Raw genomic sequence first — 14497 nt, 5'->3', positions numbered from 1 at the left:
CCTATCTTGCCTCCGGCAACAACCGGCGCCGCAGCAGCAGCGCCAGGCCCGCCAGCAGGAACGCCCCCACGCTCAGGAGCTGGAAAAAGAGGTTGGACGAGGCGTTGGTGTGGTAGCGGAAGAACTCAAGCGTGAACCGTACCACGGCATAGAGCATGATGAAGGCGAGCATGATCTCGCCGCGATAGCGGAACTTCCTGTAGGTGGCAAGCAGTATCACCAGTATTGCCAGGTCCAGCAGGATCTCGTAGATCTGCGTGGGGTGCAGCGGGTTGAGCGGCATGCCCATGCTCGCCTGGGTGCTGGGCGGGAAGGTGACCGCCCAGGGCAGCCCGGAGGACTTTCCGAAGCAGCAACCATTGAGGTAGCAACCCACCCTGGCCACTGCCAGAGAAGCCGGCACCGCCAGCCCTCCTGAGTCCAGCACAACCCCCACGGAAAGGCCACGCAGCTTGATCACCGCCGCCGCTGCCAGGACCCCCCCGATAAAACCGCCGTAGAAGACCAGGCCCTCGACGTTCCAGAACTTGAGGACCTCCAGCCAGTCTCCCGAGAACTCGCTCCAGTGCCCCACCACGTAAAAGATGCGGGCACCGATGATACCGCCCACAGCCGCCGCAAGGACCAGCTCGAACACTACGTAGGCGTCCAGGAACTGGCGTCGCAGGTACCAGAAGCTCACCAGCATGCCCACGACAAAGGCCACGGCCAGGAAAAACCCGTAGGAGTGTACGGTTATGGGTCCGATCTCGAAGAGTTCAGGTCTCAAGCGGCCCCCTCATATCCGGTGTTGAGCGAGTCCCGTTCCTGGTGCGGACCGTGCGACCGGGCTGCCTTGGCGGTCCCGTTCAGTCCTCGGGGGGGGTGCTGTCCCCCACCTCCAGCTGCCGCGGTCTCTTGAAGCTGTCCTTGACCACGATGATCAGGATCATCCCTACCCCGGCGACGATGGCTAGGTCCGCGAGGTTGAAGACCGGCCACGACCTCATGGGCCAGAACCCCAGGTCCACGAAGTCGACCACCGCGCCAAGGGCTATCCTGTCGATGATGTTACCTAGCGCACCCCCGATAATCAAGCCCAGACCCACCTGGAAAGCGGCCGTACCGGGCCCGCCCCACCGCCAGAGCACCGCAACGAGGATGACGAAGACCGCTATGCTCGCCAGAAAGAGCGGCCATGACCTGCCCTCGATGATGCCGAAGGCGGTGCCGGGGTTGCGCAGTTGCCGGATCTCCCCGAAACCGCCCAGGGACACCGCTTCTCCCTGGGGCAGCAGGATACGAATAAGGGCCTTGCTCAACTGGTCCAACGCCAGCGTGATGACGGCGGTACCCAGGAGGGCTACCGGAAAGCCTTTTCTTCCTTCTGTTTGCACGTGATGCAGAGGTTGGCGTAGGGCAGGGCCTGCAGGCGTTCCTCGGGGATGGGCAGGTTGCAGATCTCGCAGGTACCGAAGGTGCCTTCCTCGATGCGCTCCAGGGCCTCGTTAACGCGTTTCAGGATATCCTTGACGTTTTCCGAGAGCGAGAGGTCCCTCTCGCGCTCAAAGGTGGTGGTCCCGCTGGCGGCGTACTCCTCCTCGAAGGGCATCTCCCCCGAGAAGTCCGATTGCGAGGAATGCAGGTTGCCCTCCTCGAGGTCACGATACTGTTTCTCCAGGACTTCCTTTTCCTGCAGGAGTATCTTCTTGAACGACGCGAGCTTCCTCTTGTTCATAAATGGCCATGACTTTCTTGCCGTTGCCAGACTTGCATTATCCCTATTATGCACGTTTCCTTCCTTTTAACAAGTGCGAAATCGCGCGTGCGAAACCCCGCATATAGCGGGGAGGTATGGAGGCCGTGATAACGCGGCAGGGTGGGTCCGTCAACCCGTGCGGCGATCAGTCCGCGCCGCCGGTCGTTTTCTCGACCACCTCCAGGCAGCGGTCGCATATCTCCGGGTGGGCCTCACTCTTCCCCACCGATCCACGGTAGTTCCAGCAGCGCGCGCACTTTCCGCCCGCGGCGCGGGAGACCTCCACCAACAACTCCTCACCTTCCTGCGCGACCTCCACCTCCACCTGGGAAACGATGAAGAAGCTCGGTAAAGAGTCCTGCCTGGTCGCGAGGACGCCGGCCATGTCTTCAGGCACCCGCAGGCGCACCGCCGCCTCCAGGGAAGTCCCCAGCTCTTTCGAGGAGCGCATCTCCTCCAGTGCCCTGGTCACCATCTCACGCACCTTCAGGAGCTGCCCGTAGGTCTCCTCGAGGGCCTGGTCACGCCACGCGGCGTCCGCGAGGGGCCAGTCCTGCAGCTGTACGCTGCGCCCATCGCTCCCCTGTATCAGAGACCACGCCTCCTCAGAGGTATGGCAAAGGATCGGGGCCATGAGACGCACCAGGGTCTCCAGGAGGATATGGATGGCGGTCTGGGCCGATCTCCTGGGGGCGGAGTCCGGAGCGAATGTGTAGAGGCAGTCCTTGCGGATGTCGAGGTAGAGCGAGCCGAGCTCAACGGCGCAGAAGTTGTGCAGGGCGTGATAGACCACGTGGAGCTGGTAGTCCTCCATGGCCCGCGTGCAGCGCTCCACCAGCCCCTGCAGCCGCGACAGTATCCAGCGGTCCAGTTCCTCCATGGCGTCAGCCGGAGCCGAGTCCTCGGCGGGGTTGAAATCGTAGAGGTTGCCCAGCAGGAAACGGAGGGTGTTGCGGATGCGCCTGTATGCCTCCACCAGGCGGTCGAATATCTCCTGCGAGGCCGGTATGTCCACGGTATAGTCGGCCGCTGTCACCCACAGGCGCAGGATGTCCGCGCCCAGGGTGTTACATATATCCATGGGGTTGATGACGTTGCCCAGCAGTTTGGACATCTTCCTGCCCTCGCCGTCCACGACGAAACCGTGGGTGAGGACGGAACGGTAGGGAGGCTCTCCCCTGCTCCCGATGGCGGTGAGCAGCGAGGTCTGGAACCAGCCCCGGTGCTGATCGCTCCCCTCCAGGTACATGTCGCAAGGCCATGAGAGACCCTCCCACTGGTTCAGGACCGCCTCATGGCTGATGCCCGACTCGAACCACACGTCCAGGATGTCGGTCTCTTTGTGCATCTCCCCGCAGCCGCAGCGCTCGCAGCGGGCATCGCCTCCCAGTATCTCCCGGGTGTCCTTGAGGAACCATGCGTCCGAGCCCTCGGCCGCGATCAGCTCCGCCACCCTGTTCAGAAACTCCACGGTCATGAAGACCTCGCCACAATCCGAGCACCTGAAAGCGGGAATGGGCACTCCCCACGCTCGCTGCCGCGATATGCACCAGTCCGGGCGCAGCTCAAGCATGCCGCGCATGCGGCGGCTGTTCCACTCCGGTATCCAGCGCACGTCCTGCACGGCGTACAGGCTGCGCTCCCGCAGAGTGGACCCATCGAAGGGACGGTCCACGCCCACGAACCACTGCGGCGTCGCCCGGAAGATGACCGGGCCCTTGCAGCGCCAGCAGTGGGGATATGAGTGCGGGAAGTCGGCAGACCCAAGGAGCAGGCCTTTCGCCCGTAAGTCAGCTATGATGCGCGGGTTCGCGTCGTCCACGAAATCCCCCTCGAATTCCGGCGCGTCGGAAGTGAAGCGGCCGTGGTCGTCCACGGGCATGGGCATGGGCAGGTCGTATTCGAGCCCGACCTGGTAGTCTTCCTGCCCGTGTCCCGGGGCGATGTGCACCGCGCCGGTTCCCGCCTCGGTGGTGACGTATTCCGAGGTGACTATGGTGGTGGGCCGGTCGCGCCACGGGTGCTTCGTCTGCAGGCCCCGCAGATCGTCGCCCTTGAACTTGGCGACGACCTCGCTCTTGGAGATGCCCATCTCCGCGAGGGAGCGTTCCATCAGGGGCTCTCCGAGGACAAGGAGTTCGCCGTCCGCCCGCAGGAGGACGTAGTCCATGCCGGGGTGGAGGGCGATGGCTACGTTCGCCGGCAGCGTCCATGGCGTGGTGGTCCAGATGACCATGGCGGCCGGTCCGTCAGCCTGCGGCAGTGCCTCCAGGAAAGGGAACTTCACGTATATGGACGGAGACACCTTGTCCCTGTATTCCAGCTCGGCTTCGGCGAGCGCGGTGACGCAACGTGGGCACCAGTGTATCGGCTTGCGGCTGCGGAAGATGAGGCCGCGTTCCAGGAGCCTCGACAGGACGCGTATGTTCTCCGCCTCGTAGGAGGGCTTCAATGTCAGGTAGGGGTCATCGAAGTCCCCCCGCACGCCCAGGCGCTGGAACTGCTGCGACTGCCTCTCGACGAACCCGAGGGCGTACTCGTGGCAGCGCCTGCGCACCTCCATGATGTCCAGCCTGCTCTTCTCCTCCCCCAGGATCCTTTCCACGTTGAACTCGATGGGCTGTCCGTGGCAGTCCCAACCCGGGACATAGGGGCAGAAATGGCCGCGCATGGTCTTGTACCTGATGATGATGTCCTTGAGGACCTTGTTCAGCGCCGTTCCCAGGTGCAGGTCGCCGTTGGCGTAAGGCGGGCCGTCGTGCAGGACGAACGCCGGCCGCTCCGAGGTCGCCTCGAGCACCTGCCGGTAGATGCCGCTCTCTCTCCATGCCTTCTGGATCTCCGGCTCCCTCGAGGGCAGGTTCGCCTTCATGGGGAAGTCGGTACGCGGAAGGTTGAGGGTCTTGCGGTAATCCATCTTCTCTCTTCTCCGTATTTAACTAGGGATTTTGCTCCATTATTAGCACGCAGCCGATGTAAGCGCAATAACACGTCCAGCAGTTCCGATGGCTATTCCCATCAGCCGCGGGACCCTGGTTTAATGTAACAAGAGTCCATGTTCGATGGCGGTGGTAGCGTGGAGAAGCGCGAGATCGGCGTGAGGGGACACCCGGATGGGTCGGTCGTTGATATACGCGTACGCCCCTCCTCGTCGCGGCGCGGTCTGGAAGGCCTTGTTGAAGGCCGTTTGACCGTGTGCGTCCATTCCCCACCCGAGAAGGGCAAGGCCAACAAGGAAGCCCTCAAGGTGCTCTCGGAGGCTCTCGGCATCTCCCCCTCCCGCATCGAGGTCCTGGGTGGCCAGTCGTCACGCAGCAAGACCGTCCTCGTCCGCGACCTATCCCCCGCCGCGGTCCGGGAACGCCTCGGCCGGCATCCCTCACGTAATATTTAACTATTAACTAGTTAATAATATACTATAATATGTTCTGACCCTTGCCAGGGAACTACAGGGCCGGCCGCAACTGGGAAACGCGCATATCTATGGCAAACCAAGCCGGGAACCCTTCCGTGTGTCGCCTATATAAAAACCACTTCCCGGGCTGCCTGGGTGTCCGGAACCTATCCATCTGCGCTTATACTTGCACGGCGAGCGAGGTGCTCGGAGGAGTCTTGCGACGATGACCAGCCTTGTCGCCGGGCCGTAAAAGCGCCTTAAACGTTAAACGCTACCCAACGGCCCGGGAACCAACCATTACTCCCAGAAGAAATGCTTGTCCCCCGACTCCTCCTCGGCCGGCTCGGTCGGCTCCGGTGCGGGTGCTGGCGCAGGCGCCTGCTGCACCGGCGGCGGTGGCGGAGGCTCCATCGGCGGGGGCGGCGGTGGAGCCACTGGCTCCTGGGTCAGGGTTTCGCGCATCAGCTCCATCTCCTGCTCGGGAGAATAGGTGGTGGGTGGCGGCGGGAGGGGCGCCTCTTCCGCGGCTTGCGGCCGCTCCTTTATCTCGAATTCAGGCTCCACGACCGCCCGGGCAGCCGGCTGTACGGGAGTCTCACGTGGCGCCTCATAAAGCGGTTCCTGCACTGGCGGAGGCGACGGGACCATCTCCGCCCGCATGAACGACTCCGCGGGCTCACGCGGCGAAGCAAGGACCTCGGGCTCGCCGGCAGCGGGCTCCTCGAAGGACTGGGGACGGAACTCCGGAATCGCCTCGGCGGTGGGCGCGGCTTCCGGTGGTTGTGCCACCGGCGCGAAGGATGGCGCTGCTGCCGGTTGCGCGGGCTGGACCTTTGGTTCCGAGGCGGTCAGGCGGGCCTCGTAGTCCTTGACCATGGCCTGGTTGTTGTCCAGCAGCTCGTGGACGGTGGCGATATACCTGCGGACCTGGTCGCGCAGGCCCTCGAAGGACTGGGAGATGCGGGCGCTCTCGGAATGCGCCTCGTCGAGGATGCGCTGGCTCTGCTCCTGCGCGTCCTTCAGTTGCGCGTCTGCCTGGGACCTTGCCTCTTGCACGATATTGTCGGCGCTCTTCTGTGCGTTTATAAGGGCGTTCTGAAGGGTCTGCTGCATGGAGTCGAACTGCCCGGCTTTCTGGCGCATGGACTCGACCAGTTCCGCCTGCTCCTGGCTGCGGTGGAGCAACCGGTCAAGCTCATCCGCGACCATATCGAGGAAGGAATCGACCTCCTCCTTGTTGTAGCCGCCCATACGGACCGTACTGAATTCCTTGTGGTGGATATCCATGGGGCTGATAGCCAACTCAACCGCCTCCTTTTAACACGCCACACCAACTGCCGAAAAAACGACCCTGCTTGATCCAGTATAGATTGTATCGGGGTATTGTGCTAACAAGTTTACCCGTATAGCTTCTATCCGAACACTTCCCTGACCAGCCATTGCAGGAACCCTATGGCCAGCATGAGTACCATCGGAGAGAAGTCCAGTCCGACACCTCCGCTCAAGGGCACGATCGGTATTACCCTGCGCAGCGGAGAGAGAAGCGGCTCTGTGATATCGTATATGAACACCACCACCGGACGCAGGGGGGGCGGCCACTTCACCGGGAGCCAGCCGATAACGATCCTGGCGAAGACGACCACGAGATAGACGAGCAATATCCACCAGAGGATATCGCCGACTATCTCCACCTCAGACCTCCTTGGCCCTCCTCCATGCGGCTGCGATCGCTTTGTAGAATGCGTTACGCAGGCCGGCCTCCTCCAGGACCTCAAGGGCCGCTATGGTCGACCCCCCGGGAGAGGTGACCATGTCCTTGAGTTGAGCCGGGTGCAGCCCTGTCTCGCGCAACATCATCCCGGAACCTATCATGGTCCCCGTGACCAGCTTCAGGGCCAGGGCGCGGTCTATCCCCAGCCTCACCGCCGCGTCGCACATGGCCTCCGCCAGCACGTAGAAATAGGCGGGCCCGCAGCCGGAAACGGCCATGGCCTCATCCTGCAGTCTCTCGTCCAGCTCGTATACCTCCCCCAGGCAGGCAAAGATCTCCCTGGCGGCGGAGCGGGCTTCTTCGCCAGCGCCGGTACCGTAACTCAGCACGGATACCGCGGCTCCAACCATGGCTGGGTTGTTGGGCATCACGCGCACCACCGGCGTCCCGCCGGGCAGCAGGTCCTCTATGAACCCGGTGCTCTTTCCCATGGCGATGGAGACCACCGCGCGGGCGCCATCGACGTTTCCGGACAGCTCGCGCAGGACCTCCTCGAGTTTCTGGGGCTTGACGGCCAGAAGGACGATCTCCGCACCGCGCGCTGCTTCCGGGTTCGAGGTCTTAGCCACCACGCCGTACGTCGAGGCCATCATCTCCAGCCGGGATCCGTCCACGTCGGAGATGACGACGTCTCCGGGCGCGGCCCATCCCACGCGGAGAAGTTCCTTTAAAATGGCCTCGGCCATCTTCCCCGCCCCGATAAAGGCGATCTTACTCATACATCATCTCCTGGAAGTGTAGCGTTCCCGTTTATTTCCTAGAACTGGTTGAAGAAGCCTTTTTCGCGCAGCCAGCGTTTGTCCTCGGCGGAGACCTCCACGTTGTGCGGCGAGAGCAGGAAGACCTTCTCCGCCACACGCTGTATCCCCCCCTCCAGCCCGTAAGTGAGCCCGCTGGCGAAGTCGATGAGCCGCTTGGACAGCTCGGCGTCCGCCTGCTGCAGGTTGATGATGACCGGTATGTCCGACTTGAACTTCTGACCTATCTGCTCGGCGTCGTTGAAAGACTTGGGCTCCACCATATGCATGCGCACCTGCTTGTTGGGGACGGCCTGTATGGGGGCCACCCTTGCCTCCTCGCGCTGCGCGCGGCGCGACGGCGGCGGGGGCGGGGGCTCGACGTAGTCCGCTCTCCCTTCGTCGTACTCGAGCATCTCCTCGAACTCATCGTCCTCCACGAGCCCCAGATAGATCAGGGCTCTGCGAAAAAACCCAGCCATCGCGTTACCTCCCAACAACCTCAGGCCGCGAATATCGCCGTGCCTATACGGACCATATTCGCCCCTTCTTCCAGGGCCACCTCGAAGTCCTGGGTCATTCCCATGCTCAAGACCTCGAGGCCTTGCGGGGCAATATCCCTCGCCAGCGTCTCGCGGAGCTCCCGCAAGCGCCTGAAACAACTCCGTGCATCATCCACGTCCCCCAGTGGCGCGATGGTCATCAGCCCCCGCACCCTTAAGGAGGGGAGGGACAGGGCACGCTCGAGTATGTCCGCCGCTTCCCCCTCCCCCATGCCGTACTTGCTCTCCTCGCCGGAGGTGTTCACCTGCAGCAGGATATCCTGGACCGTTCCAAGCTCTCCCGCCCGCGCTGCGACCGCATCCAAGAGCTTCCGGCTGTCCACGGAGTGGATCAAGGCCGTTCTGCCTACCACCATATTAACCTTATTCCTCTGCAAATGACCAATAAAATGCCACTCCAGCTCTTGCTGCATGTGGTCGAGCTTCTCCTTCAGCTCCTGGGCGCGGTTCTCACCGAAGACGGTCTGTCCGGCCAGTGCGGCCTCGCGGATGGCCTCGAGCGTCCTCCCCTTGCTCACCGCCACCAGGGTGATATCGGCCGCATCCCTTCCCGATCTTGCGGCGGCCCGCGCGATGCGCTCGCGCACCGCGTCCAGGTTCTCCGCTATACTGGACAATCCCCTCACCTGCCCGGTATGGCCGTCAATCCTCGAAGCTCACGGAGATCACTCCGTAGATCTGATACAGGGTTTCCATGACCTCCAGGAGCACGGTCCTGGCCGGCACGTTTACCCTCAGGACGAGGGAACATTCGTTCAAATCCCCTTTGCATTGCTGGTACCTGAGAAGGATCGACCCGATACCGTACTGGGCCAGGGTGGCCTCCACCTCCTCCGCCAGTCCCGGACGCGGCATGCTGCGTATGGTGAAGTACAGCCTGCGGCTGCGGAAACGCGCGATCACTTTGCTCTCCACCAGGGGCAGGGCTATGAGCACAGCCAGGATGATCCCCGTGCTGTATAGGGAGGTAAGAAAGTACCCCGCTCCCGCCGCCATGCCCACCGCCGCCGTAGCCCACATGGTCGCGGCGGTGGTGATCCCGACCACGTGGGTGCCACCGTAGACCACGATCACGCCCACGCCAAGAAAACCTATGCCCACGACGACCTGGGCCGCGATCCTGGCTGGATCGGATCCGGGAAAGGCTATGAGCGACAGCGCGGTAAAGAGGGCGGCGCCCAGGGATACCATGATATAGGTCCGGAAACCGGCAGGCCGGTCTCCCCTCTCGCGCTCGAGACCTATGAGGCCGCCGCAAGCCACGGCCATGAGCAGCCTGAGCGCGAGTTCCGCCTCGGTCATACGCCACCTCTGTTCCGGTATCTCACGTCGAAACCCTCGAGTTCGCCCGTCGCTTCCTCCCAGGTCACCCGCACGTCGTCCACCCTGGAAGAAGGGGACCCCCTCCAGCACCAGTCGATCATCCTGTCCACCGCTCCCCTGTCTCCCTCGAAGACCGCCTCAACGTCGCCCCCGGGAGTGTTCATCACCCATCCCGTGATGCCCAGCTCCCTCGCCGCGTCGGCGGCGTAGGAGCGGTAATATACCCCCTGCACCCTGCCGGATACCACGACATGAGCTCTTGCCAGGTCCACTCCGGTCCTCTCTCCACGGTCAGCGCAGGAAGACGAAGGCGCCCTGCCTGCCGGTCACGCCATCCCTTCGGAAAGAGAAATATCGGCCGTCACAACAGGTACATCCGCCGACCGCCAGCAGGTTCTCCTCCCTGACCCCTGCTTCCATCAGGTTGAGGGCGTTCGCCCTCACGAGATCAAGGTTCCTTCCCGCCTTCCCCGTTACGACCTCGCTTTTCTCTCCATATCTTTCGACGAAGAGACCGGCTCTGCCTTCATCCACTTCGTAGCAGCACGGTGCGATAGACGGCCCCAGTACGGCTTTCACCCGCCGCGGATCGGCCCCCATGGCACGCAGCGCAGCTGCGGCTATATCGCCGATGGTCCCTTTCCATCCGGCATGGACCACGGCTACCGCGGGTATTGACTCGTCCGCCAGGGCGATGGGGACGCAGTCGGCTGTGAGCACCGCCAGGGCCAGTCCGCGCACGGCGGTGCAGGCGCCGTCGGCACCCTCCACGACCGGAGGAGATGCGCCGCCCTCGCACGGCACGGGACGGGCCGTGATCCGGGCTACGCGGGTATCGTGCACCTGCTCGAGGTAGACGAAATCCCGCGGCGCTATGCCCAGCGCATGCGAGACCACCATGCGGTTTCGCACGATAACGGCTCCGTCGTCCCCGGTATGGAAAGCGAGGTTAAGGGTATCGTAGGGCGGTGAGCTGAAACCGCCGTGACGGTCCGTGAAGACCAGCCCCATCCCCTCGCCCAGGAAACCGCCGGCATCGGACCACGCGTGCGGGAACTCCTGGCCGCCCGCGCTCCGCCCCGCTCCCGACCCCCTACCTTTCGTCACATTCCTCCCGGTCAAGGACCTCGAGGAGCACCTTGTATATGCGCCTGCCGACCACCTTCTGCGCGGTCAGGCGCATGCCCTCGAACTCCACCGCTTCTCCTTGTTTTGGTATCTTTCCCATGAGGTTGTACATGAGGCCGCCCAGGGTGTCCCACTCGTGGGCAGGCAGCTCTGTGCACAGCAGCTCGTTTAAGTCATCGATGGAGATGCGGGCGTCAAAGGAATATCTGCCGTTCCCCAGGCTCTCGTAGAGCTCCAGGGCGCTGTCGTACTCGTCGAAGATCTCCCCCACGATCTCCTCGAGCAGGTCCTCGATGGTGACCAGCCCCGAGGTGCCGCCATACTCGTCGAGCACGATGGCCATATGGATGGTGAGGGTGCGCAGTTCGGTGAGGAGCTCGCTGACCCGCTTGGTCTCAGGGATGAAATACGCCTCGCGCAGGAACTCGCGCGGCCGGACATCGCTCTCCCCCCGCTTAAGATAGGGCAAAAGGTCCTTGGCGTAGAGCACGCCGACGATGTGGTCGAAGTCCCCCCGGTACACGGGTATGCGCGAAAACCCGGACCCCAGGATTACCTCCAGCGATTCCTCGAGGCTGGAGTTCTCGTCCAGCATTACCATGTCCGTGCGGGGGATCATCACCTCGCGTACCAGGGTGTCGCCGAACTCGAAGATCGAGTGGATTAGCTTCTTCTCCTCCTCCTCGATGACGTCCTGCTCCTCGGCCGCGCTGACCAGTGCTTTTATGTCACCTTCCGTTACGAAAGGGCCTTCCTTGATGGTCTTGCCTCCGAATATCCTGATGACCCCGTTGGAGATGAGGATCAGTACCCTCACCACGGGGTAGAAGACCTTCGACAGGAGGTTTACGGAAGGGGCGAGGGCCAGGGCCACCTTCTCGGTGTGGTTGGTGGCATATGTCTTCGGGGCCATCTCCGAGAAGATGAAGATAAGGAAGGTCATCGCGCCCGTGGCTATGGCCGCCGCCACCGGGAGGTCGAAACTGAGGGCGAGGCCGGTGGCGATGGAAGAAGCTCCCACCTGGACCAGGAGGGTGAGCATGAGTATCGTCGACAGGAAGCGGTTCGGCTGCTCCAGCAGCCTGTCCAGCTTCTCCGCTCTGCGGTTTCCCTCGTCGCGCAGGGAGCGGATGCGGAAACGGTTCACGCTCACCAGGGATATCTCCGCCGCTGCCAGAAATGCCGCCACGATGAGCAGCGCCACCAGCGCGCCGATGCGCCACGCCAACTCTCCGCCGCTCACCTCCGCGGCAACCGGTGTGGCCATCAACGCGAAGCCCATGCCCGCGGTCATCCCGCATCGCCCCCCGGCAGCCCCAGGACCTCCCTCAGCCGCCTGTCCATGATGGCGGCCCCCTCGTCGTCGCCGTCATCATAGCCCAGCAGGTGCAGCACTCCATGTGCGGCCACGAAATCCAGCTCCCTTCCCTTAACTACCCCGTACTCGCCTCTCCTTGCAAGTATGAGTTGCGGGCAGATGAGCACATCTCCAAGAAGATATCCTTCCTCGCTGTCCTCCCCGAGGGGGAACGCCAGCACGTCCGTGGGCCCCTGCCGCGAGAGGTAACGCCGGTTCAGTTCGCTCATCTCCGCTTCGTCCAGTACCGTTACCGAGACCACGGTGTCCCTGCGCGCCCCCTCGGCCCGCATCACCTTCAGGCAGCTCTTCCTGAGCGACCTGCCGGCGGCCCCGAGGGCCTCGGCCCGGTTCAAGGAGACCTTCACGGTATGCCTTCCTCCCTGACCAGCGATGGGTATTCGATACGCTCATGATACATGCTGGAGAGGATGCGCACGAAAGTCTTCCCCGTCTTCTCCAGGTCTCCCATGGTCATATTCGACTCGCTGAGCTGCCCGTCCTCCAGGCGGTCCTCGATTATGGAATGCATGAGCTGTTCCAGTTTGACCGGCGTCGGTTTCTCCAGTGCCTTTGCCGCCGCCTCCATGGCGTCCGCCAGCATGACCAGGGCCGCCTCCTTGCTCTGGGGTTTCTCTCCCGGGTAGCGGAAGCGGGTCTCGGTGGCCTTTTCCGCGGACTCGCCCTGCTCGAGGGCCAGGGCGTAAAAGTAACGGACCAGGGAGGTGCCGTGGTGCTGCCTGATGATGTCGGTGACCTCTTCGGGGAGGCCGTATTCCCGCGCCAGTTCAACGCCCTCCCTGACGTGGGCCGTGATCACCAGGGCGCTGAGGTTGGGCTTGAGGTTATAGTGGCCGTTGTATCCGGAAGGCTGGTTCTCGACGAAGAAACTGGAGCGCTTGATCTTTCCGACGTCGTGGTAGTAGGACCCGACCCTGGCCAGTGCGGCATCGGCTCCGATCTCGAGGGCGGCTGCGTTGGCGAGGTTGCCCACGATGACGCTGTGGCTGTAGGTCCCGGGGGCCTTCGATACCAGCTCCCTCATGAGGGGCTGGTCCGGAGACGCCAGTTCCAGCAGGCGCATGGGGGTGGTTATGCCGGAGATCCTCTCCAGCAGGGGCAGGGAGCCGAGGGCGAAGACCGCCGTGAAGGCACCGTTGCCCATACCCAACAGGCCCGCATAGACCACGAAAGTGAAGTCCTTGATAAGGCTGGCGGTGATCATGGAGATGACCGCCAGGATCAGTGATATCTCGACGGCGACGCGGAAGAGGTCCTCGCGCTTCTTGATGGCCGTGACCAGGAGCGCTCCGGCGAGGCCCCCCAGCAGCGCCGCGAAGGTGATATAGATGTTCCCTTTTACGAAGAGGCCGGTGAGCACGCCGCCCAGGACCACCATGAACAGGGCCACCAGGTCGTCGAGGAGTATCGCCAGGAGCAGCCCGACCAGGGCCAGGGGGATGAGATACCCCCACAGGGGGTTCTCGTCCATGAAGATGGCGATGAAGCGGCAGGCCAGGCAGAAAGCGAGGAAGACCAGGCAGATCATGGCCACCACCCTCCAGTTGCGTGCGATCTCGGGGCGCAGCCGCTTGAAGAAGACGAGGGCCATCACGTAGAGGACAAGCGCCATGATGGAGATGCCCAGCACCTGCTGGTAGTTGCCGACCGGAGAGAGCGCGCCCGCCTCGCTCAGGCTGGCCAGGGTGAGTTCGTTTATGATCTCGCCCTTCTCGACGATCTTCTGCCCCGCGCTGAAGTTCACCGTCACCGGTTCGATACTGTTCGCGGCCGCCTCGCTGTCCCTCGCGATGGTGGCGGAGGTGTAGGCGGTATTGGGGATGAGAAAGGCCGCCGCCAGTTCTCCGGCCGCCTGCCGGGTATCGCGGCCCAGGGACGTGGTCTCCGCCCGCTGGATTATCTCGTCTCTCCGGCTCTCCAGGTTGTCCACGGAGACCGGGCTCGACATGGCCGTGTTGAGCAGGTCCACAGCCGCGGCATAGATGACGGAGTACTCCTCCTCTGATGCGTTGAGCATCGTCTCCAGCGTATCGAAACTTACGTCCAGGCCCTCCTGCTTCAGCAGCGTTGATACCTTGCCGGCTACGGTTCCTTCCTGGGCGTCCACCTCCCGGACGAGCTCGAAGAAGGCCCCCAGCTCCGAGATGGCCTCCCGGTTCATCTCGTCGTCTATGAAGAGGCTCTCCTTGCGCCTGCGCTCTTCCTCACGCGCTGCCTGTGTGGCCTCCTCGTCCACCACGCTGAAATCCCGCGACGAGATGACCGTCTCCGCGCTCGGCTTTCCTGCCTCGAAACGGGCCACCCTGGGCACGTACTCCAGTACGAGCATCACCAGTATCACCAGTAGCAGGGCCAGGGAGAGGAGGAGTGCCCTCTTCTCGCCGCTGGAAGGCACCAGGGAACGGTACCAGGGGTCCTTCCCTTTAGGGCTGTCCTTAACTTCCATGCCGCATCACCACGCC

16 protein-coding genes are annotated in these 14497 nt (G+C 63.1%); 1 reads left to right on the top strand and 15 read right to left on the bottom strand.

Features of this window, described 5'->3' with window-relative positions; translation table 11 throughout:
* Window position 1: 1 nt before the first annotated feature.
* The 4 genes from lgt to ileS all read right to left on the bottom strand — a co-directional run bounded on the left by lgt (window position 2) and on the right by ileS (window position 4655).
* Window positions 2–769 (bottom strand): prolipoprotein diacylglyceryl transferase, encoded by a 768-nt coding sequence (gene lgt, locus AB1384_11915; GenBank protein MEW6554980.1) that lies wholly within the window; start codon window positions 767–769, stop codon window positions 2–4.
* A 79-nt stretch (window positions 770–848) separates the two neighbouring features.
* Window positions 849–1376 (bottom strand): signal peptidase II, encoded by a 528-nt coding sequence (lspA, locus tag AB1384_11910; protein MEW6554979.1) that lies wholly within the window; start codon window positions 1374–1376, stop codon window positions 849–851.
* A complete protein-coding gene (locus AB1384_11905) occupies window positions 1343–1717 on the bottom strand; it encodes a TraR/DksA C4-type zinc finger protein (protein MEW6554978.1) in 375 nt (124 codons plus the stop codon). The genes lspA and AB1384_11905 overlap by 34 nt, the downstream gene beginning before the upstream one ends.
* A 166-nt stretch (window positions 1718–1883) precedes the next feature.
* On the bottom strand, window positions 1884–4655 hold the full coding sequence (gene ileS / locus AB1384_11900; GenBank protein ID MEW6554977.1) for an isoleucine--tRNA ligase: 2772 nt from the start codon (window positions 4653–4655) through the stop codon (window positions 1884–1886).
* 159 nt (window positions 4656–4814) lie between these two features.
* Here ileS and AB1384_11895 point away from each other — a divergent pair, with 159 nt between their 5' ends.
* Window positions 4815–5132: a DUF167 domain-containing protein gene (locus AB1384_11895; GenBank protein MEW6554976.1), complete on the top strand. Its 318-nt coding sequence runs from the start codon at window positions 4815–4817 to the stop codon at window positions 5130–5132.
* 300 nt (window positions 5133–5432) lie between these two features.
* On the opposite strand, the gene AB1384_11890 is transcribed toward AB1384_11895, so the two are convergent.
* The 11 genes from AB1384_11890 to AB1384_11840 all read right to left on the bottom strand — a co-directional run bounded on the left by AB1384_11890 (window position 5433) and on the right by AB1384_11840 (window position 14481).
* Window positions 5433–6437, bottom strand: coding sequence for a DivIVA domain-containing protein (locus AB1384_11890; GenBank protein MEW6554975.1), 1005 nt, complete (start codon window positions 6435–6437; stop codon window positions 5433–5435).
* A 110-nt stretch (window positions 6438–6547) separates the two neighbouring features.
* The gene (locus AB1384_11885; GenBank protein MEW6554974.1) at window positions 6548–6826 is read right to left on the bottom strand and encodes a YggT family protein; all 279 of its coding nucleotides are present in this window, start codon (window positions 6824–6826) and stop codon (window positions 6548–6550) included.
* A gap of 1 nt (window position 6827) precedes the next feature.
* Window positions 6828–7625, bottom strand: coding sequence for a pyrroline-5-carboxylate reductase (gene proC / locus AB1384_11880; GenBank protein MEW6554973.1), 798 nt, complete (start codon window positions 7623–7625; stop codon window positions 6828–6830).
* 38 nt (window positions 7626–7663) lie between these two features.
* A complete protein-coding gene (gene sepF / locus AB1384_11875) occupies window positions 7664–8125 on the bottom strand; it encodes a cell division protein SepF (GenBank protein ID MEW6554972.1) in 462 nt (153 codons plus the stop codon).
* Between the two features lie 20 nt (window positions 8126–8145).
* Window positions 8146–8823 (bottom strand): YggS family pyridoxal phosphate-dependent enzyme, encoded by a 678-nt coding sequence (locus AB1384_11870; GenBank protein MEW6554971.1) that lies wholly within the window; start codon window positions 8821–8823, stop codon window positions 8146–8148.
* A 25-nt stretch (window positions 8824–8848) separates the two neighbouring features.
* Window positions 8849–9508, bottom strand: coding sequence for an MgtC/SapB family protein (locus AB1384_11865; protein MEW6554970.1), 660 nt, complete (start codon window positions 9506–9508; stop codon window positions 8849–8851).
* Window positions 9505–9801: an acylphosphatase gene (locus AB1384_11860; protein MEW6554969.1), complete on the bottom strand. Its 297-nt coding sequence runs from the start codon at window positions 9799–9801 to the stop codon at window positions 9505–9507. The genes AB1384_11865 and AB1384_11860 overlap by 4 nt, the downstream gene beginning before the upstream one ends.
* Window positions 9802–9820: 19 nt before the next feature.
* Window positions 9821–10636 carry a peptidoglycan editing factor PgeF gene (gene pgeF / locus AB1384_11855; protein ID MEW6554968.1) on the bottom strand — a complete coding sequence of 272 codons (816 nt, stop codon included), beginning with the start codon at window positions 10634–10636 and terminating at the stop codon, window positions 9821–9823.
* Window positions 10623–11951 (bottom strand): hemolysin family protein, encoded by a 1329-nt coding sequence (locus AB1384_11850; protein ID MEW6554967.1) that lies wholly within the window; start codon window positions 11949–11951, stop codon window positions 10623–10625. The genes pgeF and AB1384_11850 overlap by 14 nt, the downstream gene beginning before the upstream one ends.
* Complete coding sequence (ybeY, locus tag AB1384_11845; protein ID MEW6554966.1) at window positions 11948–12382, bottom strand: rRNA maturation RNase YbeY; 435 nt, start codon at window positions 12380–12382, stop codon at window positions 11948–11950. Before ybeY ends, AB1384_11850 begins: the two co-directional genes overlap by 4 nt.
* Window positions 12379–14481 carry an HDIG domain-containing metalloprotein gene (locus AB1384_11840; protein ID MEW6554965.1) on the bottom strand — a complete coding sequence of 701 codons (2103 nt, stop codon included), beginning with the start codon at window positions 14479–14481 and terminating at the stop codon, window positions 12379–12381. The genes ybeY and AB1384_11840 overlap by 4 nt, the downstream gene beginning before the upstream one ends.
* Between the last annotated feature and the right edge of the window lie 16 nt (window positions 14482–14497).

Source organism: Actinomycetota bacterium (assembly GCA_040757835.1).
GTDB lineage: Bacteria > Actinomycetota > Geothermincolia > Geothermincolales > RBG-13-55-18 > SURF-21.
This window is presented reverse-complemented; position numbering and strand designations above follow the sequence as displayed.

Coding starts and splice junctions, on each gene's coding strand:
- AB1384_11905 (MEW6554978.1), bottom strand. CDS start 1,717: ATGAACAAGAGGAAGCTCGCGTCGTTCAAGAAGATACTCCTGCAGGAA.
- ileS (MEW6554977.1), bottom strand. CDS start 4,655: ATGGATTACCGCAAGACCCTCAACCTTCCGCGTACCGACTTCCCCATG.
- proC (MEW6554973.1), bottom strand. CDS start 7,625: ATGAGTAAGATCGCCTTTATCGGGGCGGGGAAGATGGCCGAGGCCATT.
- sepF (MEW6554972.1), bottom strand. CDS start 8,125: ATGGCTGGGTTTTTTCGCAGAGCCCTGATCTATCTGGGGCTCGTGGAG.
- AB1384_11865 (MEW6554970.1), bottom strand. CDS start 9,508: ATGACCGAGGCGGAACTCGCGCTCAGGCTGCTCATGGCCGTGGCTTGC.
- AB1384_11850 (MEW6554967.1), bottom strand. CDS start 11,951: ATGACCGCGGGCATGGGCTTCGCGTTGATGGCCACACCGGTTGCCGCG.
- AB1384_11840 (MEW6554965.1), bottom strand. CDS start 14,481: ATGGAAGTTAAGGACAGCCCTAAAGGGAAGGACCCCTGGTACCGTTCC.